25 protein-coding genes are annotated in these 23,976 nt (G+C 63.5%); 12 read left to right on the top strand and 13 right to left on the bottom strand.

Going from position 1 to position 23,976, the window contains the following annotated elements; genetic code table 11:
* Positions 1–93 precede the first annotated feature (93 nt).
* Positions 94–939, top strand: a complete 846-nt coding sequence (locus J1M86_RS00835) for an SDR family oxidoreductase (RefSeq protein ID WP_206508365.1) — start codon at positions 94–96, stop codon at positions 937–939.
* On the opposite strand, the gene J1M86_RS00830 is transcribed toward J1M86_RS00835, so the two are convergent.
* Positions 936–2,360, bottom strand: a complete 1,425-nt coding sequence (locus J1M86_RS00830; RefSeq protein WP_307786494.1) for an FUSC family protein — start codon at positions 2,358–2,360, stop codon at positions 936–938. The genes J1M86_RS00835 and J1M86_RS00830 overlap by 4 nt on opposite strands.
* Before the next feature lie 61 nt (positions 2,361–2,421).
* On the opposite strand from J1M86_RS00830, the gene J1M86_RS00825 reads away from it, so the two are divergent.
* Positions 2,422–2,922 carry a MarR family winged helix-turn-helix transcriptional regulator gene (locus J1M86_RS00825; RefSeq protein ID WP_075841008.1) on the top strand — a complete coding sequence of 167 codons (501 nt, stop codon included), beginning with the start codon at positions 2,422–2,424 and terminating at the stop codon, positions 2,920–2,922.
* Between the two features lie 69 nt (positions 2,923–2,991).
* On the opposite strand, the gene J1M86_RS00820 is transcribed toward J1M86_RS00825, so the two are convergent.
* Entirely contained in the window at positions 2,992–3,678 is a 687-nt protein-coding gene (locus J1M86_RS00820) for a lipocalin family protein (RefSeq protein ID WP_206508364.1), read from the bottom strand.
* A 4-nt stretch (positions 3,679–3,682) separates the two neighbouring features.
* Positions 3,683–5,683: an MMPL family transporter gene (locus J1M86_RS00815; RefSeq protein ID WP_206508639.1), complete on the bottom strand. Its 2,001-nt coding sequence runs from the start codon at positions 5,681–5,683 to the stop codon at positions 3,683–3,685.
* 214 nt (positions 5,684–5,897) lie between these two features.
* Between J1M86_RS00815 and J1M86_RS00810 the strand changes: the two genes are divergently transcribed.
* Positions 5,898–6,341 carry a MarR family winged helix-turn-helix transcriptional regulator gene (locus J1M86_RS00810; protein ID WP_075841095.1) on the top strand — a complete coding sequence of 148 codons (444 nt, stop codon included), beginning with the start codon at positions 5,898–5,900 and terminating at the stop codon, positions 6,339–6,341.
* On the opposite strand, the gene J1M86_RS00805 is transcribed toward J1M86_RS00810, so the two are convergent.
* Together J1M86_RS00805 and J1M86_RS00800 are read right to left on the bottom strand one after the other, a co-directional pair.
* Positions 6,338–6,511, bottom strand: coding sequence for a CDGSH iron-sulfur domain-containing protein (locus tag J1M86_RS00805; RefSeq protein WP_075841009.1), 174 nt, complete (start codon positions 6,509–6,511; stop codon positions 6,338–6,340). The genes J1M86_RS00810 and J1M86_RS00805 overlap by 4 nt on opposite strands.
* Entirely contained in the window at positions 6,508–7,689 is a 1,182-nt protein-coding gene (locus J1M86_RS00800; RefSeq protein WP_206508362.1) for a zinc-dependent alcohol dehydrogenase, read from the bottom strand. Before J1M86_RS00800 ends, J1M86_RS00805 begins: the two co-directional genes overlap by 4 nt.
* A gap of 229 nt (positions 7,690–7,918) precedes the next feature.
* Between J1M86_RS00800 and J1M86_RS00795 the strand changes: the two genes are divergently transcribed.
* The 3 genes from J1M86_RS00795 to J1M86_RS00785 all read left to right on the top strand — a co-directional run bounded on the left by J1M86_RS00795 (position 7,919) and on the right by J1M86_RS00785 (position 10,580).
* Positions 7,919–8,608 (top strand): sensor histidine kinase, encoded by a 690-nt coding sequence (locus J1M86_RS00795; protein WP_206508360.1) that lies wholly within the window; start codon positions 7,919–7,921, stop codon positions 8,606–8,608.
* Positions 8,605–9,291 carry a response regulator transcription factor gene (locus tag J1M86_RS00790; RefSeq protein ID WP_206508358.1) on the top strand — a complete coding sequence of 229 codons (687 nt, stop codon included), beginning with the start codon at positions 8,605–8,607 and terminating at the stop codon, positions 9,289–9,291. Before J1M86_RS00795 ends, J1M86_RS00790 begins: the two co-directional genes overlap by 4 nt.
* 695 nt (positions 9,292–9,986) lie before the next feature.
* Positions 9,987–10,580, top strand: a complete 594-nt coding sequence (locus J1M86_RS00785) for a cutinase family protein (protein WP_307786493.1) — start codon at positions 9,987–9,989, stop codon at positions 10,578–10,580.
* 269 nt (positions 10,581–10,849) lie between these two features.
* Here the strand turns inward: J1M86_RS00785 and J1M86_RS00780 are convergent, their stop codons facing one another.
* Complete coding sequence (locus tag J1M86_RS00780) at positions 10,850–11,749, bottom strand: hypothetical protein (RefSeq protein ID WP_206508354.1); 900 nt, start codon at positions 11,747–11,749, stop codon at positions 10,850–10,852.
* Positions 11,750–11,858: 109 nt separating this feature from the next.
* Positions 11,859–12,497, bottom strand: a complete 639-nt coding sequence (locus J1M86_RS00775) for a TetR/AcrR family transcriptional regulator (protein WP_075839398.1) — start codon at positions 12,495–12,497, stop codon at positions 11,859–11,861.
* A gap of 141 nt (positions 12,498–12,638) precedes the next feature.
* On the opposite strand from J1M86_RS00775, the gene J1M86_RS00770 reads away from it, so the two are divergent.
* Genes J1M86_RS00770 through J1M86_RS00760 form a run of 3 tightly spaced genes read left to right on the top strand, consistent with a single transcriptional unit; the run spans position 12,639 to position 15,666 of the window.
* Positions 12,639–12,959 (top strand): 2Fe-2S iron-sulfur cluster-binding protein, encoded by a 321-nt coding sequence (locus J1M86_RS00770; protein ID WP_075839399.1) that lies wholly within the window; start codon positions 12,639–12,641, stop codon positions 12,957–12,959.
* A gap of 43 nt (positions 12,960–13,002) precedes the next feature.
* The gene (locus J1M86_RS00765; protein WP_206508352.1) at positions 13,003–14,391 is read left to right on the top strand and encodes a cytochrome P450; all 1,389 of its coding nucleotides are present in this window, start codon (positions 13,003–13,005) and stop codon (positions 14,389–14,391) included.
* Positions 14,392–14,421: 30 nt separating this feature from the next.
* Complete coding sequence (locus J1M86_RS00760) at positions 14,422–15,666, top strand: NAD(P)/FAD-dependent oxidoreductase (protein WP_206508350.1); 1,245 nt, start codon at positions 14,422–14,424, stop codon at positions 15,664–15,666.
* Between the two features lie 21 nt (positions 15,667–15,687).
* Here J1M86_RS00760 and J1M86_RS00755 read toward each other — a convergent pair whose 3' ends face one another.
* The gene (locus J1M86_RS00755; RefSeq protein ID WP_206508638.1) at positions 15,688–17,007 is read right to left on the bottom strand and encodes a phosphoribosyltransferase; all 1,320 of its coding nucleotides are present in this window, start codon (positions 17,005–17,007) and stop codon (positions 15,688–15,690) included.
* A 13-nt stretch (positions 17,008–17,020) separates the two neighbouring features.
* Positions 17,021–17,275, bottom strand: a complete 255-nt coding sequence (locus J1M86_RS00750) for a hypothetical protein (RefSeq protein ID WP_075839401.1) — start codon at positions 17,273–17,275, stop codon at positions 17,021–17,023.
* Between the two features lie 322 nt (positions 17,276–17,597).
* Between J1M86_RS00750 and J1M86_RS00745 the strand changes: the two genes are divergently transcribed.
* A complete protein-coding gene (locus tag J1M86_RS00745; protein WP_206508344.1) occupies positions 17,598–18,350 on the top strand; it encodes an SDR family oxidoreductase in 753 nt (250 codons plus the stop codon).
* A 42-nt stretch (positions 18,351–18,392) separates the two neighbouring features.
* On the opposite strand, the gene J1M86_RS00740 is transcribed toward J1M86_RS00745, so the two are convergent.
* Entirely contained in the window at positions 18,393–18,761 is a 369-nt protein-coding gene (locus J1M86_RS00740; protein WP_075839853.1) for a helix-turn-helix domain-containing protein, read from the bottom strand.
* Positions 18,762–18,840: 79 nt separating this feature from the next.
* Here J1M86_RS00740 and J1M86_RS00735 point away from each other — a divergent pair, with 79 nt between their 5' ends.
* Entirely contained in the window at positions 18,841–19,251 is a 411-nt protein-coding gene (locus J1M86_RS00735; RefSeq protein ID WP_075839852.1) for a RidA family protein, read from the top strand.
* 202 nt (positions 19,252–19,453) lie between these two features.
* Positions 19,454–20,146: a TIGR02206 family membrane protein gene (locus J1M86_RS00730; RefSeq protein WP_206508637.1), complete on the top strand. Its 693-nt coding sequence runs from the start codon at positions 19,454–19,456 to the stop codon at positions 20,144–20,146.
* A 37-nt stretch (positions 20,147–20,183) separates the two neighbouring features.
* Here the strand turns inward: J1M86_RS00730 and J1M86_RS00725 are convergent, their stop codons facing one another.
* The 3 genes from J1M86_RS00725 to J1M86_RS00715 form a co-directional block, all read right to left on the bottom strand.
* Positions 20,184–21,212, bottom strand: coding sequence for an LLM class flavin-dependent oxidoreductase (locus tag J1M86_RS00725; protein WP_206508342.1), 1,029 nt, complete (start codon positions 21,210–21,212; stop codon positions 20,184–20,186).
* A 266-nt stretch (positions 21,213–21,478) separates the two neighbouring features.
* Positions 21,479–22,228 carry an IclR family transcriptional regulator gene (locus J1M86_RS00720; protein WP_075839850.1) on the bottom strand — a complete coding sequence of 250 codons (750 nt, stop codon included), beginning with the start codon at positions 22,226–22,228 and terminating at the stop codon, positions 21,479–21,481.
* A complete protein-coding gene (locus J1M86_RS00715) occupies positions 22,225–23,697 on the bottom strand; it encodes an APC family permease (protein WP_206508341.1) in 1,473 nt (490 codons plus the stop codon). The genes J1M86_RS00720 and J1M86_RS00715 overlap by 4 nt, the downstream gene beginning before the upstream one ends.
* Between the last annotated feature and the right edge of the window lie 279 nt (positions 23,698–23,976).

Raw genomic sequence — 23,976 nt, 5'->3', positions numbered from 1 at the left:
AACAGTCCCGTAATTGCTGCGCATTTGTATTGCACTATCGAAAAAGTAAGTGCATAGTGGTGGGGAATCGACTTCCCAACCTCAGGAGATGACATGACCACAGCAGTAACAGGTGCAACAGGGCATTTCGGCGCTCTCGTCGTCGACGGGCTCATCGAGCGCGGCGTCGCCGCCGGTGAGATCGTGGCAATCGTGCGAGATGCCGCCAAGGCGCAAGCGCTGGCAGCGCGCGGCGTCCAGGTGCGCGTCGCCGAGTACGGCGATCGCGACGCTCTGAAGGTCGCACTCGACGGCGTCGACAAGCTCCTGCTCGTGTCCGGATCCGAGGTGGGGCAGCGAATTGCTCAGCACACCAACGTCATCGAAGCCGCTGAATCGGCAGGTGTGTCCTTCATCGCCTACACCTCCATCCTCGCCGCAGACACCTCCGGTGTGAGCCTTGCCGCCGAACACCTTGCGACGGAGCAGCGCTTGGCCTCGTCTTCGATCCCGTCCGTATTGCTGAGAAACGGTTGGTACTGGGAGAACTACCAGGGCCCGCTGCAGCAGGTCGCCGACACCGGGGTGCTCCTCGGATCCGCCGGCGACGGCAGGCTCGCGGGCGCCTCGCGCTCCGATTACGCGGCCGCAGCCGTCGCCGTGCTCGTGTCCGAGGATCAGGCCGGGAGAATCTACGAACTCGGCGGCGACGAACGTCTCACCTACACCGAGTTGGCTGGTGTGATGGCGCAGGTGACGGGTAAGCCGGTGGAATACCAGGACGTCCCGGAAGCGACATACCGCGAGATTCTGCAGGGGGCCGGACTTCCCGATTTCGTCGCCGAAATGCTCGCCAGTGCAGACGCCGGTATCGCTCGCGGCGAACTCGACACCGAATCCGGGGATTTGCAGAAGCTGATCGGCCGCCCGTCGACCCCCGTCGCAACCGTCCTGAGCTAGTCTTCGCGTCCCGGATTCGGTCCCGGATTCAGGGGAGCAGGCAGGTGCTGGCGGTCGCCGATTTCGATCGTCACAGCCGCTACGGTTATCCCGATCAGCACCCCGACGAGGGTGTCCCCGACGCGGTCGATCGCGACGGCGGGTGACAGGTGGCCGGCAAGACCGGTGAGAATCAGCGCCATCGGCGTGACTGCGATCGACAGTAGGGCGTAGTTCTTGACCACCAGCAGCTCGGCGGTGACCTGGAATGCCACTACGGCGAGGACGGCCTGCCAGTAGCCCGGGGACAAGGCGAGCAACCCGGCCGCGATCGCGGCGCCCGCCATGTTTCCGAGTAGGCGCTGAATTCCGCGCTGAACCGTGGACTGGAACGTGACGCCCTGCATGGCGGCCACCGCGCCCATCGTCGCCCACAGTGGGTGTTCGAATCCGAGGGCGCTCGCGCACCACGCGGCGAGCGCAGCAGCGATTGCGATGCGAATCCCATTGAGTATCAGGGAGCGTGAGGTGATTCGCGCGAGGCCCTCGGCGAAGAAGCTTCTCGGTGGCGCGGGGAGGGCGACCGCAGCGCCTGTCGGCAGCCCGTCGTAGCGGCGCAGCGCGCGTAGTGCGCGCTCGTGGGCGAGGACTGTCTCGGCATGTGCGGGATCGTCCCCCCGCGCCCAGGCATCGAGCAGACCCTCGGCGTCGTCGAGGAGGGTCATCAGCGCGAGCCGGTGCCGGTCCGCGCGTGCGCCACCGTTGAGCGTGACGACGGTGCGGGCGTGTGCGATCGCGGCGCGCGCGGGCTCGTCGCGGGGTGTGCCGCGGTGCGCATCGACGGCGGCGAGAGCGCGTGCGACGGCGAGCTGCGCGGGTCCGGCGGGGTGAAGAAGCGCTGGTAATAGCGCCGCGCCGAGGCCGACGAGCGCGCCGACTGCCGTCGCCAGGAACACTGTCACCACGTCCGCGGCGGTGTGCGCGAAGGCGATGGCCGCGGTCGAGGCGAAGACCGGGATGACCGCGCCCGGCCCCATGACGGCGAACGCTGCCAGGAGCAGGGCAGCGACACCTGCGGCGATCGAGACCGCAATGACTTCGATCGCGGCGGAGGGCGCTACTACACCGACCAGCGCGGCCAGCGTCGCGTACAGCACGATCATCCCGCCGACCAGGGCCAGTTTGCCGGCGCGCCGCGGGTACGGCTCGTAGCGTCCGAACGCCGAGCATGTCGCCCCGAGTGCGGCGAAACCGGCGAGCTCGGGTCGTCCGATCAATCCGCCTGCGATGAGAACCACCGCAGTGGCGAGGCCGACGCGGATGGCGGGCGCGAGGGTCGCGTCGGATCGGCCGAGTGAGAGGGCCTGACGCCAGGTTCGGCTCGACACCGCGTGGGCGAGTGCTGCGCGGGAATGTTCGATTCGGTCGGAGGGTGCGGCCACCCGAATAAGTTTACTGATGTTTCACTAGTAAACAAACTGGCGAGCGTCGTACTGTGAACGCATGATCCAGGGGAAGACATCAGGCGGCGATTTCGTCGACCGAGTGCGACGCGAATGGGCCTCGGCGCTCCCCGATCTCGACACCTCACCGATCGAGATACTGGGACGAATCGGCAGGATCGCGTCCAAGTCCAACGCCGTCTTCGAGGCGGCACTGGCGCCCACCGGTGTATCCCGCGCCGAATTCGACGTCCTCGGCGCGCTGCGGCGTGCCGACCGGCCACTGCGGGCCAGTGAGGTGACATCGGTGACGCTGATGAGCGGCGCATCGACGACCAAGATCTCCGAGCGGCTCGTGAGCCAGGGACTACTCGAACGCCTCAAGCTCGAGCGCGACGGGCGCGTGGTGCTGCTGCGGCTCACCGACACCGGCCGCGAGCTCGTCGACCGCGTGTTTCCTCTCCGCATCGAAGCCGACCGCGAACTCCTGGAGGGTTTGAGCGCCGAGCACATGGCCACGCTGGCCGACCTGCTGCGCAGGGTGGCGCTGAACGCCGACTGAGGCGGCTTCGCCGCATGTGAGTGGAAATGCATAGTGGGACACGTATTTCCACTCACATGCGCGGAGCGCCTAGTACGTCGAGAGCGGGCGGATGTCGGTCGCCCCGCCGGGTGTCGGTGACGTGAGAATGAATGTCGAGTTGTAGCCCTTCGACTCGGCAACCGCACGGATCTCGCGGAACTGCTCCGGCGAAACCTCCGGGGAGCGCGAGAGGACGAAGCCGGACGTACGCAGCGGATCGCCGACGAGTGCCCACGAGTAGTCGTCGGCGATGTAGGCGACGATGTAGTTGGTCGGGCCGTCCGGGTCGCCCTGGGTGGGCACACTCGGGAAGCTCACGTGCAGCTGCGCATTGGTGACGGTGTCGTTGACGCGCGCGTTACCGACGATGCCGTTCTGGCCACCGGTCCACGTGGTGCAGGTGTTCTCCACCCGGATGTTGCTGGCATCGATGAGCTGGTAGTTCGCCTGGGTGTCCCTCGCGCAAGCCAGGTTGAACGGCTGCGGAACCGCGGCCACCTGGTTCCAGGTTCCGAGGTAGCGCTCGACGTCGAGCGACGGAACCGGCGCCAACGGCTCGAACGTCGGAAGCTCGAACGTCGGAAGCTCGAACGTCGGCAGCTGGAATGTCGGAAGCTCGAACCCGGCCGATCCGGAGGGTGCAGGCTGGGCCCCGGCGACGCCCCCGCTCAGGAGAAGTCCTGCCGCGCATGCCCCGCCCACAACGGCCCGTGCTGCGATCGAATGTATCTTCATCAATTCACTCCTTCTGATCCAGATGTTCGGCATTGTTGGAGTCGATGCGGTTCGGCCACCATATCCCCGGGCCGACGAGGGTGAACAGGGCCGGGATGACCAGCGTGCGTACGACGAAAGTGTCGAGCAGAATGCCCAGGCCCACAATGATTCCCAGCTGGGTGAGTGTGATCAGTGGGAGAACGCCCAGCACGCAGAAGACGGCCGCCAGCACGATGCCTGCGCTGGTGATGACGCCGCCGGTGGCCCCGACGGCGCGGACGATGGCCGCCCGGGTGCCATGTCCGGGCGTCTCCTCGCGCGTGCGTACGACCAGGAAGATCGTGTAGTCGACGCCGAGAGCGACCAGAAACAGAAACGCGAAAAGCGGGACATTGTCGTCCAGTGCGGGGAATCCGAAGATGTTGCTGCTGACCCAGCTGCCGACGCCGAGGGCCGCGAACGCGCTCAGCACGGTGGTCCCGACGAGTAGGAGGGGCGCCACGAGTGCACGCAGCAGGACGAAAAGCACGATGAGTACGACGAGCAGGATCGCGGGCACCACGACGAGTCGATCGCGCGCAGCGGCCTCGCTGGTATCGAGTGCCTGGGCGTCGCTACCGCCGACGAGCGCGTCCGGTATGCCGTCGAATGCAGTCCGCAGGTCGCCGACCGCAGTGAATGCTTCCGCGGACGCGGGTGCGGTGTCGGTCACGACGGACCATTGCGTCAGGCCGGTGCCGGACTCGGCAACCCTGGTGAACGAGGAGACGGCTCCGACCGAGTCGAGCGCCGCATCGACGTCCTCGGCCGAATCGGTCGGCGCGATCACGGTGGTGGGATCGGCGAGACCGGCCGGGAAGTGTTCGGCGAGGGTGTCGAATCCCTCGACGGACTCGGCGGACACGCGGAACTGCTCGGTCTGCGACAGGCCGATGCCGGTTCCGAACAGGGCCGCCGAACACGCGAGCAGCGCGACGATGGTGACGGTGGCAGTCCTGATCGGGTGCCGCGATACCGCTGCGGCGATGGAGAACCAGGCGCCGGAGGTGGCGGTGTCCTTGTCCTCGGGCTTGGGCACGAACGGCCAGAACAGCTTGGGGCCGAACAGTGCTAGCAGGGGTGGTAGTACGACGAGCACGAAGACGGCTGCGACGACGAGTCCGGCGGCTGCCAGTGCGCCGAGGCTGCGGGTGCTGGGCAGGATCGCGAGAAGCAGGGTGAGCAGCGCGAGTACGACGGTGGCGTTGCTGGCCAGGATGGCGGGTCCGGCATGACGGACGGCACGCGCCAGCGCGGCCCGGTGGTCCTCCCGTCCGTCGCCGTGGCGGAGTTCCTCTCGATACCGCGAGATGAGCAGCAGGGCATAGTTGGTACCTGCGCCGAAGACGAGAACGCTGGTGATGCCCGAGGTGGAGCCGTCGAACGACAGCCCGGTCACCTGTGCAAGAGCGGTGCCGACGGAGGTGGCGACGCGATCTCCGAAGCCGATGACCGTGAGGGGGACCAGCCACAGGATCGGCGACCGATAGGTGACGATGAGAAGGATGGCGACGACGAGGGCTGTCACCGCAAGCAGTGTGACGTTGGCGCCGGAGAACGAGTTGGCGATATCGGCTCCGAACGCGGGGCCGCCGGTGATCTGCGTGATCAGCCCGTCGGGGAGGCCGTCGGCGGCTGCGTCGCGCAGGGAAGTTATCTGCTCGGTCAGGTCGAAGCCGGACAGGGACGAGTCGATTTCGACCGTTCCGAGTGCCGCCTCACCGTCCGGGGCGGGAATGAGTGGTGAGGCGGTGGTTTCGGTGTCGCCGAGCGTTGCCGTGAGTCGGTCGAGTGCTTGCTGACCGGCGTCGAGGTCGGCGGCGCTCAATGCTGCGCCGTCGCTGCGGCTCAGCACCAGTAGGGCAGCGGCGGTATCGGCGCCGGGGAACTGGGCCAGTAGGTCGGTGACCTGGGCCGATTCTGCCTCGGGTGGTACCGAGGACGGTGCCTGACCTGCGGATTCGTTCTCTCCGACGGCAGCCATGAAACCTAGGGACAGCACGAGGACGGCGAGGGCGAGCGCCCACGATCGACGCGAAGTGACAATTCGGGCGAATCGGCTCCAGAAGTCCACTCAGAAACAATCTCATCAACTTAACAATTAAGCAACTGAGAGATACTGCATGCGCGCGGCGCGATAGTGTGACGCGATTGCCGACGAGAGGGATGTAGTGCCGGACCGGAGTGAACTGGAATCGATGATCTCATCGGACCTTCGCGCCATGTCGGCTGTCTCCGAGGAGATCGGCCGCGCTTTCGGGGCGCAGCATTCATTGGGTCCCAACGATTTTCGGGCACTTCTGTTGATAATGGTGGCCGATGTCGAGGGTCGTCCGCTGACGGCCGGTGAACTCGGCACCCAGCTCGGACTGTCCTCGGCAGCCATGACGTACCTCGTCGAGCGCATGATCGATTCCGGACACATCAGGCGCGAGAAGGACGCCAGCGATCGCCGCAAAGTGATCCTGAGATACGACGAACACGGCATGGCAGTGGCACGCGAATTCTTCGGTCCACTCGGCGCCCGAACCTCCTCCGCTCTGGCAGAGGTGTCCGACGCCGATCTCGATGCCGCGCACCGAGTGTTCGCGCTCCTCATCGACGCGATGCGTACGCACTACGAAGAACTGCGTCTGGATTAGCGGCGTTTGCGGTGACTGGTGTCGCACAGTGGATATATCTTGCTCCGTCGACACATGCACAGCGCCACCATCGTTCGATCCGACTCGACGATCCGGCCGTCGGGCATCTCGATCTCGACTGGTCCCTCGATCATCAGCGGCCCGTGCTCGACCATCCGTACCCGCGTCATGGCTTCAGCAGCACCTTCACTGCGCCGTCGGCCTTGCGCTGGAAGATGTCGTAGGCGTGGGGTGCCTGATCGAGAGGGAGGGTGTGGGTGGCGAAATCGTCGACACCGAGGGGGTCCTCGTCGGTCAGCAGGGGCATGATGTCGTCCACCCATCTCAGCACGTTCGCTTGACCCATGCGTAGCTGAATCTGCTTGTCGAACAGCGTCATCAGAGGCAAAGGGTCGGCCATCCCGCCGTACACACCGCTGAGGGAGATCGTGCCACCGCGGCGGACGATATCGATGGCACTGTAGACCGCGCCGAGTCTGTCGACACCGGCCTTCTGCATCATCGGCCCCGCGATGGCGTCGGGGAGGGCGGCGGTGAGCTGCTGCGCCAACTTGGCGACGGGTGAGCCGTGGGCCTCCATGCCGACAGCGTCGATGACCGAGTCGGTGCCTCGGCCGTCGGTGGTCTCGCGGATGACGTCCGCGAGGTCGTTGCCGTGTTCGTCGAGATTCAACACCTCGACGCCACGCGCGGATACGCGCTGCAGGCGCTCGGGGACGCGGTCCACGCCGATGACGCGAAATCCCCTGTGCTGTGCGATTCGAGTGGCCATGTCGCCGATGGGGCCGAGGCCGAGGACGGTCACCGAACCTCCATCCGGGATCGCTGCGTACTCCACCGCTTGCCACGCCGTCGGAAGGACGTCGGAAAGGTAGACGAACCGTGAATCATCGGGTCCGACAGGTACTTTGATGTGGGTATTCTGTGCTTGCGGGACACGCAGGTACTCGGCCTGGCCCCCCGGCACCTGGCCGTACAGGCGCGAATAGCCGAAGAGCGCGGCGCCCATGCCTTGATCGCGGACCTGAGTGGTCTCGCACTGGGTGTACAGGCTGGAATTGCACATGTAGCAGTGGCCGCAGGAGATTTGGAACGGGATCACCACGCGGTCACCGACCTGCAGGTTCCCCACCTCGGAGCCCACCTCCTCGACGATGCCCATCGGTTCGTGGCCCAGGATGTCGCCCTCGGACATGAATGCACCCAGTACCTCGTACAGATGCAGGTCGGAACCGCAGATGTTGGTGGTGGTGACTCGAATGACCGCGTCGGTCGGCTTCTCGATCCGCGGATCCGGGACCGTATCCACACTGACCTTGCGTTTTCCCTGCCAGGTGACTGCTCTCATTGCGCTGCCTTCTCGTTGATTCGTTCCCCGATTGCTTTCGAGTGCCCCGCAGTAAGTCACGCGAAACGCGCCACTGGTCGATGGGTGGGAGGGTGTACGGGAAATCTAGAGGCCCAACACGTGCGCGTCCCTCATCTCACCGGCAACTCGCCGAACACTGCGTCCAACAACACAACCCGCCCTGAACAGCAGAAATGGCGCCCACACAAACCTCAGGAGCGCCACACATGTGCGACTCGTACAGCAGATTCTGACTCGGCCGGAGCAAAGGTTGCGGCACGATCTCGCTGCAACATCGCAGTCGCGTGCCCGCCTGGTCCGTTCCTTCGACGTCGAGCGTCGCCGCATCGAGCGTGACCTACACGACGCGGTCCAACCGCAATTACTCTCGGTGAGTATGACTTTGGGTCTTGCGCTCGCCGCACTCCCGTCAGACTCCCCCGGTCGCGACGATATCGTCCGCGCGCAACAACAAGCGCGTAAGACCCTCGATGACCTGAGGAGGGTCGTGCGCAACATCCACCCTCAGGTGCTGATCGACCACGGGCTGGGTTCTGCTGTACGGGAGATCGGGGACAACTTCACCATTCCCGTCGCAGTGGACGACCGCCTCGATCTGCGTCTGCCGCCCGAAATCGAAACGAATCTCTATTTCTGTGTTTCCGAACTGCTTTCGAATGTCGTGAAGCACAGTTCTGCCAGTCGCGCCAGAGTTACGTTGACCCGTCCTACGCCCGACCAAATTCGCATCTGTGTCCATGACGACGGTTGCGGTGGAGCCGGTGCACGCCGCACAGACGGCGGCTTGAGCGCAATCACCGACCGCCTGGCAGCCCTGGACGGTTCCCTTACCGTCGATTCGCCTTTCGGCGGACCGACAAGCATCACCGTGGTGGCTCCCAATCCGAGCACGATATGAGTGATCCGGATTGTGATGACGCACAGCTTCTACGTGTTGTCCTCGCCGAGGACAACACTCTGCTCCGCGAGGGGCTGCAAATGTTGTTGGAGCGTAACGGTTTCGTCACCGTCGCAGCGGTTGGGTCGGCGCACGAACTGTTGACGGCATGTGGGCGCCATGACCCGGATCTGGTCATCACAGACGTCCGAATGCCACCTGACTTCAGGTCCGAGGGTCTCGCGGCGGCCTCTGAGCTGCGGCAAAAGAATCCGCGTCTTCCTATTGTGGTGCTCAGCCAGTACATCGAGCAGAGCTATGTGGCCGAACTGCTCGATGGTGCGGGCAATGCTGGGATCGGATATCTGCTCAAGGACAGGGTCAGCGATGTTCGGGAGTTTGCTGATACCCTTCGGCGGGTTCAGTCCGGGGGCACAGCAATCGATCCCGCTGTGATCACTCAAATGATCGGTCGACGTCGCGACCCTCTGGAGCAGCTCACCCCACGTGAACGCGACGTCCTTGGTGTTGTTGCCGAGGGACACTCCAACGCCGCCATCGCGCGAATGCTGTTCATCAGCGAGGCCGCCGTTGTCAAACACATCGGGAATATCATGATGAAGCTCGGCATTCCACCGAACAACGACCAGAACCGCAGAGTCGCGGCGGTTCTGGCCTACCTACGTGTGCAGGGCCGCGACTGATCAGCGAGTTGTCGCGGGAGCACCATTGACGTGAACCTCGGTTCCGCTTGGGACGGCAATTGAGTAGCTTCCTTCGCAATAGCCGACTACCCCGCCATCACAGGGCGTGCCAAGGTTCAGACTGGCCCCGTCGAGTGACCACGCAGGCCTACTTGCGCTCTTCACCATCGTCTCGGTCTGTACCGTGACGACTATCTCGTTGTTGCTGTCTTGCTCCCAGGCCGTGACCGGCATGTTTGCATTCGAGTTCACTACGTCAAGGCGCGGCCCACTGAACTCGAATGTCTCCGTCTGCTGGTCCGAATTGGCGGAACAGCTTGCCAGTGCCATCGCTACCGCCATCACAGTTGCCGTCATACCTGCTCGCATGTGAGTTTTCATTGCTCCATTTCACCTAGGGTTCGATATCAACGGAATAGACCGAACCCGTGGATCCCTGGTAGCGCTAGCCCCACCTCGCATCGACGAACACCTCACGGGCCTTCCATCCACCGTTGTGCTCATCTAAAATGCCGTGTCCGTGTCAGTTCGGACAAACACAAATCATCTGACATGCCGTGCAAGAAGGTTCGACAGCGATTTGCGCCCAAGCTCGATAGAGTTCCCTGCGGAAATACCCATCCGACCCAAAGGACTACATGAAGACCCGATTTGTAGCCAAAGTGTGCGCAGTAGCATCTATTGTCGCCTCAACGGTGTTGATACCGACGGCTGTTGCCACGGCCGCGCCGTGCTCCGACGTCGAAATCGCGTTCGCGCGCGGTACTGGTGAATTCCCGGGACTGGGAATTACGGGTGGCCCATTCGCCAGCAGCGTTACTTCACAACTACCGGGCCGCTCGGTCAGCACCTACGCGGTGAACTACGCGGCGAGCTACGGTCAGACGAGCGCCGGTCCCGGTTCGCGCGACCTGGTCGCGCGCGTCACCTCCGTAGCCGCAGCATGCCCTGACACCGAGTTCATCCTCGGAGGGTATTCCCAAGGTGCAACAGTGGTTTCCAATGCAATTGGGCTCCGGACACCCAGTAGCTTCACGGGTGCCGTGTTGCCCGCTGACGTAGCGAGCCGAGTCAAAGCCGTGGTCGTGTTCGGCAACCCACTCGGACTCACACGACAGACGATCGAATCAGCCAGCGCCACGTACGGTTCACGGGCACGCAGCTTCTGCAACTTCGGCGACCCAGTCTGCCAGCTCGGAGGCTTCAACAGCTTCGCCCACCTGACGTATGCCACCAACGGAAGCACCACGCAAGGCGCGACGTTCGCTGCGTCGATGATCGGAACGTAGACGCGCCCGAAAAGGGCTGACCGAGACCCCGGCGCTGGTCATCGATCCTGCCGCTGACGAAGTTCCGTCACGGTGACCTGCTGGGTTCTCGGTCTTCTCGGCCCCTCGCATCAAGAAAGAAAGCTGCTACTGCGCTTGGCTTTTCGAGTCCAGGCGCGGGCGATGAGCACCTCCATCGAACCCGGGGACAGAACGGCCGGACCACGGTGACTGGATCGGTCATCGATCAATGTCGAAGCCGTGCTGGAGGTGACGGTGCGAAAGCGGAATTACCCGAAGTAGGACGCATAGTCGCTGAAAGGAACCTGGCCAGTGGGGCTCGACCTCACGGCGTCGGCGACCGGCGGAGGAATGGGAGTCCAGTAGGCAGGCATCGCGGCCGCCAGGGAGGGCTTCAATATGTAGAGCAGGGCGAAGTTCACTATCCAGAGCGGCGGCGCCATCGACATGCCGACCGTCGACGTCACTCCCCCCTTGGTGTTTGTCACCAGTTGAGATTCACCCGAAATCTGTTGCGCTGCATAGCCATAGACGGCTTCTATCGTGTATGCCGATCGATAGAGAGCTATCATGGTTCGCGTCGCACCGTTGTTCCGCATCCACGTGCCCACAAAACCCCCTGGAGCGATCAAAGAGTTCACCTGCCTCGTCGGCGCGGATGCGTTGGCCGGGCTCTGGAGCTGCCCATTGGGGTTCACGTAGAGCCCGTAGCTGGCCAGTACCGGCGGTGTGAGGTGGCCATTGACGTTGGAATAGAGGGGACGGCCGTTTGTGTTGGTGAGGATCTGGACGCATGCATCGATCACGTCGGCAGCGTCGCGGCTGCCGCCGACTCCGCCACCGGCCATGAGGTCGCGATACTGCTGCTCGGATAACGCGTCGGCACTGCTGAGCCCAATCTGGCCGGCAATCTCGTCCGCCGCTTGCTGGCCGAGTGGCTGGTTGAGCTGATCCGGACTGGTCATCAGTGTCGGTGCCAAGCGCTCAAAGCCAGGCGCCCCAGAGAAGGGGATCGCGAAACCGGTATCCGCCACTGGTTCTGCGCTCGCTGCCTGGGTGACTGCCAAGGGGAGAAGGCACACCGCAACCAGTGTCAGTACTGAGAAAATCCCTCGATGGGGGGTTGCTCCGCGTCGATGCTCCCGACTCGATATCCCTATGCTGCGCATACGTCAACCTCCAGAACGCCCCCGGGCGGACTATTAGTCAAACGCCTTGATCAACGCTGTGTCAAGACCTGCGCGACTTGGTGGTGCGATGGCGGGATGGACCAAGGGATCAAAGATCGGGAAGGATTGTGCGGATTGCCGCCGCTGCCAAGCGAACGATTTCCTCGAGCAGTTCGGCCCGCGACAAATCGATGCCGCCGTTCAGCCAATCGCTCACGGCCTGCGCAGTCCCCGCCACGAAGATGAGGGCTGCCATATCCAGACGAGTGCGTTCTTTCTCCGTCACCTGCGCGTCCGCGATTGTCACATCGATAAGCAGAGCGGCCATCGCATGCTCGGTCCGTTGAACGGTATCCCTGAGTTGGTCACCGCCGATAGTGTCCACGAACAGCCGTGCGTTTCCCGGGTCCTCGGCCAGAACTGACACGACGCCCACTACCGCTTCTCGGAGCCGACCGAGCATGCCGGTGTTCGGCGCCTGCGGGGTACTCACGACGGCTGCGGTCAACTGCTCGATGAGTCGTTCGACCAGGGCCGCAAAGAGATCGTTCCGGGTGCGAAAGTGCTCGTAGAAATAGCGCTTCGATAGGCCTGCCCGGGCACTGACGTCGTCGACGGTGACCGAAGCAAGGGAGCCGTCCGCGAGCGCTCTGAGGCCCGCGTCAAGTAGTGCGTCACGCCGCTGCCGCACACGGTCAGCGGCGCTGACGCCCTTGAACGGCCGGACCACGGCGACTGGATCGGTCATCGAACAATCTTGACACATTGCATTGGCACGCCATAGATTAACTAGGAACTGTCCAGTTCCTAGGTTGGATCGACGTCCTCCAGTGGGTACGACCACGCGGAAGTTGGCAGGCAATGTGCATCTGCTGGAAGGAAGTACGGCATGGGAAAAATCACTTTCATCTCACATGAAGGCGAATCGCACGAGACCGAAATTGTCGAGGGACAGTCGCTGATGCAGATCGCGACCAGCAATGGGGTCGCGGGTATCGATGGCGACTGCGGCGGCGAGTGTGCCTGCGGCACCTGCCACGTCATCGTCGACAGCGAGTGGGTGAGCCTGACAGGCAAGCAGGGTGACGACGAAGAAGAGATGCTCGAGTTGACGCCCGAACGTCAGGCGACCTCGCGCCTATCGTGCCAAATCAAAGCCTCGGCAGCGATGGACGGCATGACGGTTCACCTACCCGAATTCCAGATGTAATGCACACCGACATTCTTCGAGCCATGGCAAGGCAGGCGAACTCATGAGCGTTCTCGACAAAGTGATCGACAAGGCGCAGGCAAACATTCCGCTCCCCTTACAGATCCGCGGCGCACAGCTGTACAGCAAGGCGAAGCGGGCTGCGTTCAAGAGCGCCCAGCCACCGGTCTTCACCGAATCGCCGATTCCCGACGTCGCAGACGTGCCGCTGTCGGAAATCGATATGAGCAATCCGTTCATGTATCGACAGGGACGCTGGCAGTCCTACTTCAAGCGCCTGCGTGACGAGGCGCCGGTGCACTTCCAACCGAACAGCGCTTTCGGCCCCTTCTGGTCGGTTACGCGCCACGAGGACATCCTCTCCGTCGACAAGAACCATCACCAGTTCTCGGCCGAGCCGTACATCGTGATCGGTGCTCCGCCGGAGGGCCTGGACGTCGAGATGTTCATCGCCATGGACCCGCCCAAGCATGACCTCCAGCGTCAAGCCGTGCAGGGTGTGGTGGCACCAAAGAACCTCAAAGAGATGGAACAGCTGATCCGCGTACGGGTGCAGGAGGTGCTCGACGGCCTGCCGGTCGGCCAACCCTTCGACTGGGTGGACTTGGTCTCGAAAGAGCTGACCTCGCGGATGCTCGCGACGCTGCTGGACTTCCCCTACGACCAGCGCCGCAGGCTCGCGGAATTGTCCGACTTGGCCGCAGGTAGCTCAGGGGCTACCGGCGGTACATCCGAAGTCGATGAAATGTTCGAGGCCGCGATCGAAATGTCTCGCGAATTCGCAAAGCTGTGGCATGACAAGGCCGCACGCAAAGCGGCCGGTGAGGAGCCGGGTTTCGACCTGATCAGTCTGCTCCAGTCGCACGAGAGCACCAAGGATCTGATCAATCGTCCGATGGAGTTCATCGGCAACCTCACGCTGCTGATCGTGGGTGGCAACGACACCACCCGCAACTCGATGACCGGCGGTGTTCTGGCACTGAACAAGTTCCCGGACGAGTTCGCCAAGCTCAAGGACAACCCCGGGTTGATCCCCAACATGGTGTCCGAGATCATCCGTTGGCAGACCCCGTTGGCCTACATGTGCCGCGTCGCCAAGGACGACACGGTCCTCAATGGGCAGTTCATCCGGAAAGGCGACAGGCTCGTCATGTGGTACTCCTCGGGAAATCGCGATGAGCGCCACTTCGAGCGTCCGGACGAACTCATCATCGACCGCGCCAATGCGCGCAGCCATGTGGCCTTCGGATTCGGTGTGCACCGATGCATGGGCAACCGACTTGCTGAAATGCAGTTGCGGATCCTATGGGAGGAGCTGCTGGTGCGGTTCTCCGATATCGAGGTGCTGGGCGAGCCGGAGATCGTGCAGTCCAACTTCGTTCGAGGCTATTCGAAGATGATGGTCGAGCTCACGAAGAAGCAGCCGGCCTGACTGATGCATGGCGAGCGGGAGAGGCACTCTGTGGCAAGTGACCGGGCAATCATCATCGGCGGCGGCCATGCGGGCGCGCAGCTCTGCGCCAGTCTGCGTCAGGAGGGGTGGGTAGGAGAGATACTGATCATCGGCGACGAGCCAGCGCTGCCTTACCACCGCCCGCCGCTGTCCAAGACCTATCTCTCGGGCAAGTCCAGCCTCGCTGACTTGCTCATCCGCCCGCCGGAGTTCTACGAGAAGCAAGACATCACAATCCGTCACGCCCGGGTAGCGGCCATCGATCGCCAGGCACGGTCGGTCACGCTGAGCGACGGCGAGGAGATTGGCTACGCCAAGCTCGCGCTCTGTCTGGGTGCCCGTCCGCGCCGTCTACCCATTGCGGGCGCAGAGCTGGCCGGCGTGCACTATCTTCGCGATGCCTCCGACATCGAGGCTATCCGCGGTGGACTCACCGATACCCGTCGCGTCGTCATCATCGGTGCGGGCTACATCGGCTTGGAGACTGCAGCCTCGCTGCGCACGCTGGGCGGCACCTCGGTGACAGTTCTGGAAAGCGCTGAACGCGTGCTGCAGCGGGTTACCGCACCGGAAGTGTCGGAGTTCTATGCTCGCGTCCATAGCGAGGAGGGCGTCGAATTGCGTACCGGCGTCGCAGTCGCTGCGATCGAAGGGGATGACTGCGTACGCGGCGTACGTCTGGCTGATGGTGAACTCCTCGAAGCAGATCTCGTCATCATCGGTATCGGCGTCCAACCCAACACCGAGCTGGCCGAGGCCGCAGGCCTGACGGTGGACAACGGCATCGTCATCGATGGCAGCGGCCTGACCAGTGACCCCGACATCGTCGCCGCCGGCGACTGCGCCAGCTACTTCTTACCTCGCTACGATCGCCACCTGCGCCTCGAGTCGGTGCCCAACGCTGTCGAGCACGCCAAGGTAGCGGCCGCGACCATGTGCGGGAAGCCGAAGACAATCTCGGCGCTGCCGTGGTTCTGGTCGGACCAGTACGAGCTCAAGCTGCAGATCGCTGGCCTCAACGACGGGTACGACGACGTGGTGCTTCGTGGAGATCCGAAATCTGGTCGTAGCTTCGCCTGCTTCTACTTCAAGAACGGGGAGATGATTGCGGCCGATTGCGTCAACCGGCCAAAGGAATTCATGTTCAGTCGTCGGGCCCTCAATGATCGAGTGCCGATAGATCGGAGTCTGTTGGCAGATCCGGAAAGCTCGCTCACTGAGCTGCTGAAGGCACCCTCGACCGACAGATCGTGACGCCGGACCGCCGCGGGAGCATCAGGAATCTCCCATTGTGTCGTCGGTGCCGGTCGGCAAGAGGTAGCGGGTGAACCAGCCGGCCGCGAGGTTCGCTGCTTCGGCCAGGGTCCCTGGCTCTTCGAACAGGTGGGTGGCACCCTCGACGACTTCTAGCTGGTTGGGGCAACGCAGCATGGCCTGGGCGCGCAGGTTCAACTCGAGGACAGCCTCATCGGCGCTACCCACGATCAGCAGCGTGGGGGCCCGAACATCGGCCAGGCGTGGGCCCGCGAGGTCCGGGCGACCACCTCGGGAAACGACGGCCGCGATCTGCACCCCCGCCGCCGCGTGCAGCGCAGCCCCGGCTCCGGTGCTCGCACCGAAGTAGCCGACCCGGCACGACGCGGTGTCGGGCCGACTTCCCAGCCACGTCGTCACCGTCGTCAGGCGGTCTGCGAGCAGCGCGATATCGAACACATTGGCACGATCGAGTTCCTCTTCCGGGGTGAGCAGGTCGAGCAGTAGAGTGCCCAGACCCGCCTCGTAGAGCACTGCGGCGACGAACCGGTTGCGCGGGCTGTGGCGACCACTGCCGCTGCCATGGGCGAACACCACCACAGCAGCCGCCGGCTCGGGAAGATGCAGATGTCCCTGCAAAGCGACTGTGCCGAGAGGGATCTCGACATCGATGTCGCAGTCGGGTCCGGCAGCACTGGCCCGGACATGCCGCTCGGCCGCATCCAGCAGGACGACCACCTCCTCGTCACTGGTCGGCGAGAAGTCCCGATAGTGATGACCGACCGCCATGAACCGTTCGGGCGTCGACACGCACACGACCTCGTCGGCGACAGGCAGGTCCCCCACCGTGGCAGCCGGCGCGACCGGCACCGCCAGGATCACTCTCGCCGCACCCAGGTGACGGGCCACCTCACACGCCACCCGGGCGGTGGATCCCGTCGCGATGCCATCATCGACGATCAGCGCGGTCCGCCCGGTCAGGTCGATGCGCCCACGGCCCTTCCGAAATCGTGAGACACGCTCTTCCAGCTGCGCGCGCTCACGAAACTCGACCGTCTGCAGTTCCTCGTCGGTAACCCCCGTGTGCGCCAACACCGAGGCGTCGAGCACCCGCGCACCTCCCTCACCGATAGCGCCCATAGCCAACTCGGGCTGAAACGGAACCCCCAGCTTGCGCACCACGATCACATCCAGCGGCACACCGAGCGCCTCCGCCACCTCGAAGGCCACAGGCACCCCACCCCGGGGCAAGCCCAAGACCACCACATTCTGGCCACGCAAGTGTTCCAACTGCTCTGCCAGCAATCGTCCAGCCTCGACCCGATCAGCGAACACAACCATCGTCATCGGCTTCCTAGATGCCGACCACGGGAACGGCCGGGGCGGTGGGGGTCAATCGTTGACGGGCGAGGCGCTCGATGAGTTCGGGCATCGCTGCTTCGGGTGATGTGCACAGTTGTTCTCGGCACTCGTGGACCATCGCGGTGATGACGGGCAGCGGCACCTGGCCCCCGAATTCGGTGAACAGACGCTCCATGGTGTCGGCATAGAAATGAGCTCGCATATCGCCCTCCGTCGTGGCACCGCTCGGGTTGGTGGGCTCCACCACTGCAACATCGTGTTGGGGCCGAGGTTTTCACGTATTCATCACGTGTCGTGCCCGCACTTCAGTTCCGCACCTGCCAACGGGCTGAGTCCATCGTCCCTGCTCGTCCACCGCGCGTGTAGGGACCGAAGTCACTTGTTTACCGCTCCATCCGACCGCGACGAGGACGATCACCTTGCACGCTCGCATCAACGAGGTGCCAGGCCGGGTTCGTGGGCCCCGGAGGGAGGTCATCGGATTGGTGACTTTCGGCCATCCTGTGCGGGTCGGTTGTCGTGTCAGGCTCTGCGGGTACAGGGACAACGACGACGGGAGGTCTGCAGCGATGAACGTATTCGAGGGTCGAAGTGCGGTGGTCACGGGCGGTGCGCGTGGGATCGGTGCGGCGGTGGTCCGCGCGTTGGCCGAGAGCGGTGTGCGGGTAGTGGTCGGAGATGTGCTCGACGAGGAAGGTGAGCGTCTTGCCGAGTCTCTCGGCGACGCTGTGCGCTACCGCCACCTCGACGTGACCGAGAAGGCGGATTGGGAGGTGCTGTTGGAGGAGGCGGAGACGATGTTCGGCCCGCTTGCGATTCTCGTGAACAACGCGGGCATCCTGGCCCTCGGCGGTATCGACGAGCAGAGTCCGGAGTCGTTTCGGCACATACTCGATGTGAATCTCTACGGTCCGTGGCTGGGGATGCATGTGGCCGCGCCGTTGCTGCGGCGTGCGGGCGGCGGAGTGATCGTCAATGTTTCCTCCACAGCGGGCTTGATGGGATATTCGAGCCTCGGCGGCTACGTTGCGAGCAAGTGGGGGCTGCGGGGGCTGACAAAGGCAGCGGCTTTGGACTTGAGTACTGCCGGGGTGCGGGTCTGTTCGGTTCATCCGGGTCCGATCCGTACTCCGATGACGGCCGGTTTCGGCGATGAGACCGCGGCGAATCAGCCCATCCCTCGATTCGGCGAGCCAGAGGAGGTTGCGGCCATGGTGCGTTTCATCGTCTTCGAGGCGACGTATTCCACTGGGTCGGAATTCGTCGTGGACGGCGGCGCGACAACCGGAATGGTGCTGGCGACGCCAGCCGAATCCGACTGAACCATCGACGGCAAAGCTCGTCGAGCGCCGACAAAGCCGTCCTCACCCGAGGTCGAAGCTCTCGCGAGCTCGTTCGATCTCAGACATGTGCTCGGTTGCCCAGTGCAGAATCACGTCGATCGGCGGCCTCAGCGTCTTCCCCAGTGGCGTGATTCGGTATTCGACGGCGACAGGGCGCGAACTCAGTAGAACCCTCTCGACGATTCCATTTCGTTCAAGCCTGCGAAGTGTCGCGGTGAGCGACTTCTGCGTCACGGTTGGTATCGCGCGACGCAATTCGTTGAAACGGCAGGGTTTTTCACAGAGTTCGTTGAGGACGGCCAGCGACCATTTGTCGAGCACCTGATCCAGCAACTCACGATGGGGTGCGCTGATCGTGAGCTCGCCCTGCGCAGCCGAGGTATCGGTCATGAAACTACGTCTCCTTGAAGTGTCCTCCGTGTACCAGGTATCAATGTTATACCTAACCGGATCTACAGAGGAGAAAACCGTGTCCGTCGCATATCTCACCCCCGAGGGCATGACCCAGCACGTGCCCTACCATCACGTCGCAGTGGGGACGGGCACGCGCCACGTGCACGTCAGCGGGCAGATTGCACGCTTGTCCGACGGGACTCCCGTGGCCGTCGACGACCTTGCGGGACAAGTTGCACAGGCGCTGCGAAACACCGCGACCGGACTGGCGGGTGCGGGCGCCACGTTCGACGATGTTCTGCGGTTGACGTTCTACGTCACGAAATGGGCACCTGCGAAAATCGCCGAGTTCATGGCTGGCGTCGAACAAGTCGCTGCCGAAATCGGACTGTCGCTGCCAATGCCGCCGGCCTCGCTCATCGGTGTCGACTACCTCTTCGAGCCGGACGTGCTCGTGGAGGTCGAGGCAACGGCGATTCTCGACTGAGGGTCGCTGGCATAGGTCACGACGGGCGTACCGGAAATGGGCTCATGATCTGGTTCACCGACAAGGTGTCGGGTACCGTCTGGCTGGTGTTCCTGAGATGGCGCGTTGGTTGCCTTCTCTGCTTTCCGCGACCGGCGCGGGTGCAGGCATTGTCGATTGCCCAGCCAGGCTTATGGCGAGCCCCGTTGGCGGGGCCGCCGAGTTGACCTCCACAGCACGCGAGTTCGTGGCATACGGTCCGTCGTACTGGTCGGCGATCGCTGTGTTTGCGGTGGGTGCGGTGCTGCTGATTTGGCTTGGACGCCGGCAGACCGAAACTGCGGCCAGACGGTTCGGGCGCATCGGTGGGGCTCTGACCGCCTTGCTCTACCTCGGCGCGTCGGTCAACGCGCTGATTCCGCCCAGTATCGACGGGTCTGTCCCGCTGCACCTCACCGACCTGGCGACGTTGTCCGCAGCCTATGCACTGTGGTCGCAGCGACAATGGGCCTTCGCGCTCACCTACTACTGGGGCCTCGTCCTCAGCGTGCAGGCCCTGATCTCACCGGTTCTGACGGGCCCGGACTTTCCCCACTACCAGTTCCTCGGATTCTGGGCGATTCACCTCCTCGTCGTGTGGGCCGCGATCTATCTGACCTGGGGGCGAAGGATGCGGCCGACGTGGCGCAGCTACCGCACCGCGGTGATGGTGACCGCGGTGTGGGTGGCGATCACCATCACGTTCAACAGCATCACCGGAGCGAACTACGGCTTCCTCAACAGGAAGCCTGGCAACCCGTCGCTGCTGGACCTGATGGGCCCGTGGCCGGTGTATCTGCTGATCGGTTCCGCGCTCGTCGCCACTGTGTGGGCCGCGATGACCTGGCCGTGGTCACTGATGAAAAGACCGACGTAGGTCGACCGTGCCGTCGGGCCTCCTGAGAACCTGGGAACTAGACTTGGGCCACGATCGGCGCGACCTCGGTGCCCAGCAATTCGATGCCGCGAAGCAGATCACCGTGCGCCAATCGCGGATTCGTCATCTGCAACGACAGTCGGTCCACACCGCCCAATTGCTCGCTGACTCGCACAATCTTCTCGGCCACCGTCTGCGGGTCCCCCATGAAGAACGCGCCGTCGGGACCGGAGGTGGCGTCGAACTGGTGCCTGCTGGGCCGGGCGAACCCGCGCTCCCGGGAGATCTTGGTGAACATCTCGTTCCAGCCCGGGTAGATGGTGTCTGCCGCGTGCTGGGTGGTCTCGGCGACGAAGCCGAAGACGTGCAGCCCCACCTTCAGCTGCTCCGGCGGATGGCCGGCCTGCGCTCCCGCACGCCGGTACAGTTCGACAAGCGAGGCGAATTGACGTGGTTCCCCACCGATGATGGCAATCATCAACGGGAGCCCCAAAAGCCCTGCACGGACGAATGACTCGGGCGTTCCACCGACGCCGACCCAGATCGGCAACTGATCCTGCAGCGGCCGCGGATAGATGCCCTGACGGTTCAGCGCCGGGCGGTGCCGGCCGGACCAGGTGACCTCGACGTTGTCGCGGATCTGCAGCAGGAGGTCCAACTTCTCGGCGAAGAGTGAGTCGTAGTCCGCCAAGTCCAGGCCGAACAGTGGGAACGACTCGGTGAAGGAGCCGCGGCCCACCACCAAGTCGATCCGGCCCTTCGAGATCAGATCGAGGGTGGCGAACTCCTGGAAAACTCGTACTGGATCGTCTGCACTGAGCACCTTGACTGCGCTACCGAGCCGGATGTTCTCCGTTCGTGCCGCCGCGGCAGCCAGAATGATCGATGGGGCCGAGTCGTAGTACTCGCTGCGATGATGCTCACCGATGCCGAAGGAGTAGAGCCCGACCTGGTCAGCAAGGGCGATCTCCTCCAACAGGTGACCCATCCGCTCTTCCGGAGCAATCACCCGACCGTCGGTCGGATCGGTCACGGAAGAGACGAAACTGTCTACGCCCAGATGCATGATAGAACCTCTCGATTCGGGATGGACGAATCCATCAGCATCAGTGAAGATTCAATTTATTCCGGGGGAAGGCGAGCCGGCGGCGTAGAACCACACGACGGTTCCGTGGACACCACTCATTTGCCCGCTCACCGCCGTGACACCGTCGCCGATTTCGAAACCGTCCACGTCTGCACCGTACCGAGTGCCAGACCGAGGGCGCGAGCGCAGACAGGAGTTCATGCAACCGTGTGCACTGCTAGGGCCCCTCAGACAACACGAGATGCTCAGAACAGCAGGGGCGCAAGGACACTCGCGCTCTGCCGTAGCGAGGCAGCACGCCCGATGAGAGCGTCGATGCGCGAGGAGGGGCCGGCGAGGCAGAGGGCGCCAGCGGTGTCTCCGTTCGGGTCGCGCAGCGGTACCGCCAGGCAGGCGAGATCCTGTTCGAGCTGACCGACCTGAACAGAGAACTGCCGATCACGGATCGTGCGCATCTCTGTGTTCAAAGCAGCGAGATCAATGACAGTTGCAGAAGTGAGCTGCCGCAACTGAGTCGAGGGTAGCGCCTCCTGCCAGATGGTGCGGTCCGAGAGAAGGAGTTTACCCGCAGCCGACGCGTGCAGATAGCGCACCAGTTCCCGTTCAGCACGCACGGGGTGGTCAGGGTCGGAGTCGAGGACCCGCAGCGTCGTGTTGTGGAATGCCATGACGTGTACGGCGAACCTGATGCTGTATCGGAGGTCGTCGAGGTGCCGCCGCGCTGCGGTGGGAATGGTGGGCACCGCTGCAGCGGTGACGAGCTTGTCCAGGCGTGCGCCGAGCCCGAAGCCTCGCAGGTCGGAGGTCCGCACCAAGTACTCCTCGGCGACCAGTGAGTTGATGAGCCGGTAAGCAGTGGCCTGAGGGAGGTGCAGGGCGGCGGCTATCTCCTTGGCGGTGACCCCCAGGCCGAGTGTGGCAACCACCTCGAGGATGTCGAAAGAATTCGAGACGGTACTCGAGTGGCGCCGGGACGGGTCGGTGCGTGGACTCATCGGAACGTTGCTGCGGGCAATAGGTCGCTGAGCTGGGTCTCGTCGTAAATGCCGACCGACTCGAGTCGATGTGGAGCCAGTTGACGAAGCGCAACGGTGTAGAGCACCGCCACGGCCATGATCAAGGCGTACGCCGCGATGAGCACAACCCCGTCTTGGACAGCAAAGACTACGGCGTTGACGACCAGAACCAACAGGATGGTGGTGGTTGCGACACCGAGCACCCAGACAGAGGGGGTCGACTCTCCTATCCGCCGCAACAGTATTGGTGCGGACAAGCACCCGGCCAGGTAGCTACCGATATATCCGCATGCGCTCAACGTAAGGAAAATTCGCAAACCCTGGTCAGGGGAAACACCGGCAAGCAGAACCGAGACCGGGATAGCTGTTACCACGATCATGGATACGCCGATGGCGGAGGCAGGCGTTTGAAAACGTGGGTGGGTGCGACCGAGAGGTGAAGGAGCGACACCCTCGCGGCCCATGCAGAACAGCACTCGCACGAGGGCGTTGATCGACGCGAGGGTGCACGCAAAAAACGAGGCAGCGATTCCCAGGTCGAGGATGGCTGCAAGACTGGTCGAGCCCTGAGATGTCAGCAGAGCCACCATTGGCGTGGCGCTCTCGCGCACCGAATCGGGGGCGTAGGCGAGGGCGATCGCCTGCACCGGCAAGGCGATCAAATATAGCGCCGCGGCAGCGACGGGGGTCCACCTGATCACTCGCGGCACTGACAGAAATGGTTGGCGGGCCTCACCGCTCAGCGTGGTCGAGCTTTCGAAGCCGACAAAGGCGCTGACTGCGACGATGATCGACAACGCGGTACTTTGCGCGTTGCCCTCCCAATTCATGGCAGCAGAGGGAGGGGCGCCGGCGCGAGTCGTGGTGACCATAAGCAGAATTAGCAGGGCACCGACGAGCCCGATGGAAACGCATTCGACCAGCAGGGTGATTCGAGCCGAGACTCGAATTCCGCGAATCATGACCAGGGTGGCACCCGCTGCCGCCACCACCATCACCGCAATGATCACGCCCACGGGAATGGCTCGAACCAAGCCGGTAGCTACGACGATATGCGAAAGGTAAGTACCGACGGCGATCAAGCCGGCCATGCCTACCGTCGCATATCCGACAATCGCGGACCATCCGGTTGGCACAGCGACAGCCGGACCGAGGCCGCGGGCGGTGTAGCTGTAGATTCCGCCCACCGATGCCATTCTCTGGGCCATTGGCCGCAGGCATGCCGAGACGAGCAGGATGATCGCAGCCGCGCAAGCGAAAGCCACGAGCGCACCGCCCCCGCCTGCGGAACTGATCACTAGTACAGGGATCACCGCCGCCGCGCCTGAGGGTGCAACCGCGGCGACGGACTGCGCGAACACCGGTATGAACGGCAACTGGCGGCGCGGCAATCCCTGTACGGGTGAGTGCTTGGCGACCAGCGCCCGCTTGTGCGGCGAAGTTGTCATGTTCCGATTGCTCGTCTCTGCAAAAGCAGTGGGATTTGCCTGATCAGCAGCTGCGATCGGCCCTGGATGTGATCGATGTAGTGCCAGGGTCGAACTCGAACATTGCTCTTGGATGACACAAATGTTTCATTCATGTTAACCAGATCGAGAATTTTCCGCGTCGAAGTTCTCACCCTGGTTCTCGCCGACGAGTGCCTGCCGTCACAGTGCAGGGTTACGGTCTTGGTGGTGAGCGGTTGGTCACAGCCACAGGTTCGAGCAATACCTCGAAGGCATCGG

Origin of the sequence: Rhodococcus sp. KRD197, assembly GCF_017168235.1 — a bacterium.
GTDB lineage: Bacteria > Actinomycetota > Actinomycetes > Mycobacteriales > Mycobacteriaceae > Rhodococcoides.
Note: the sequence above shows the minus strand (reverse complement) of the source record. Positions and strands in the feature narration are given on the sequence as shown.

Coding starts and splice junctions, on each gene's coding strand:
- J1M86_RS00835 (WP_206508365.1), top strand. CDS start 94: ATGACCACAGCAGTAACAGGTGCAACAGGGCATTTCGGCGCTCTCGTC.
- J1M86_RS00825 (WP_075841008.1), top strand. CDS start 2,422: ATGATCCAGGGGAAGACATCAGGCGGCGATTTCGTCGACCGAGTGCGA.
- J1M86_RS00820 (WP_206508364.1), bottom strand. CDS start 3,678: ATGAAGATACATTCGATCGCAGCACGGGCCGTTGTGGGCGGGGCATGC.
- J1M86_RS00815 (WP_206508639.1), bottom strand. CDS start 5,683: ATGGCTGCCGTCGGAGAGAACGAATCCGCAGGTCAGGCACCGTCCTCG.
- J1M86_RS00810 (WP_075841095.1), top strand. CDS start 5,898: ATGATCTCATCGGACCTTCGCGCCATGTCGGCTGTCTCCGAGGAGATC.
- J1M86_RS00805 (WP_075841009.1), bottom strand. CDS start 6,511: ATGACGCGGGTACGGATGGTCGAGCACGGGCCGCTGATGATCGAGGGA.
- J1M86_RS00800 (WP_206508362.1), bottom strand. CDS start 7,689: ATGAGAGCAGTCACCTGGCAGGGAAAACGCAAGGTCAGTGTGGATACG.
- J1M86_RS00790 (WP_206508358.1), top strand. CDS start 8,605: ATGAGTGATCCGGATTGTGATGACGCACAGCTTCTACGTGTTGTCCTC.
- J1M86_RS00780 (WP_206508354.1), bottom strand. CDS start 11,749: ATGCGCAGCATAGGGATATCGAGTCGGGAGCATCGACGCGGAGCAACC.
- J1M86_RS00775 (WP_075839398.1), bottom strand. CDS start 12,497: ATGACCGATCCAGTCGCCGTGGTCCGGCCGTTCAAGGGCGTCAGCGCC.
- J1M86_RS00770 (WP_075839399.1), top strand. CDS start 12,639: ATGGGAAAAATCACTTTCATCTCACATGAAGGCGAATCGCACGAGACC.
- J1M86_RS00765 (WP_206508352.1), top strand. CDS start 13,003: ATGAGCGTTCTCGACAAAGTGATCGACAAGGCGCAGGCAAACATTCCG.
- J1M86_RS00755 (WP_206508638.1), bottom strand. CDS start 17,007: ATGGTTGTGTTCGCTGATCGGGTCGAGGCTGGACGATTGCTGGCAGAG.
- J1M86_RS00745 (WP_206508344.1), top strand. CDS start 17,598: ATGAACGTATTCGAGGGTCGAAGTGCGGTGGTCACGGGCGGTGCGCGT.
- J1M86_RS00740 (WP_075839853.1), bottom strand. CDS start 18,761: ATGACCGATACCTCGGCTGCGCAGGGCGAGCTCACGATCAGCGCACCC.
- J1M86_RS00725 (WP_206508342.1), bottom strand. CDS start 21,212: ATGCATCTGGGCGTAGACAGTTTCGTCTCTTCCGTGACCGATCCGACC.
- J1M86_RS00720 (WP_075839850.1), bottom strand. CDS start 22,228: ATGAGTCCACGCACCGACCCGTCCCGGCGCCACTCGAGTACCGTCTCG.
- J1M86_RS00715 (WP_206508341.1), bottom strand. CDS start 23,697: ATGACAACTTCGCCGCACAAGCGGGCGCTGGTCGCCAAGCACTCACCC.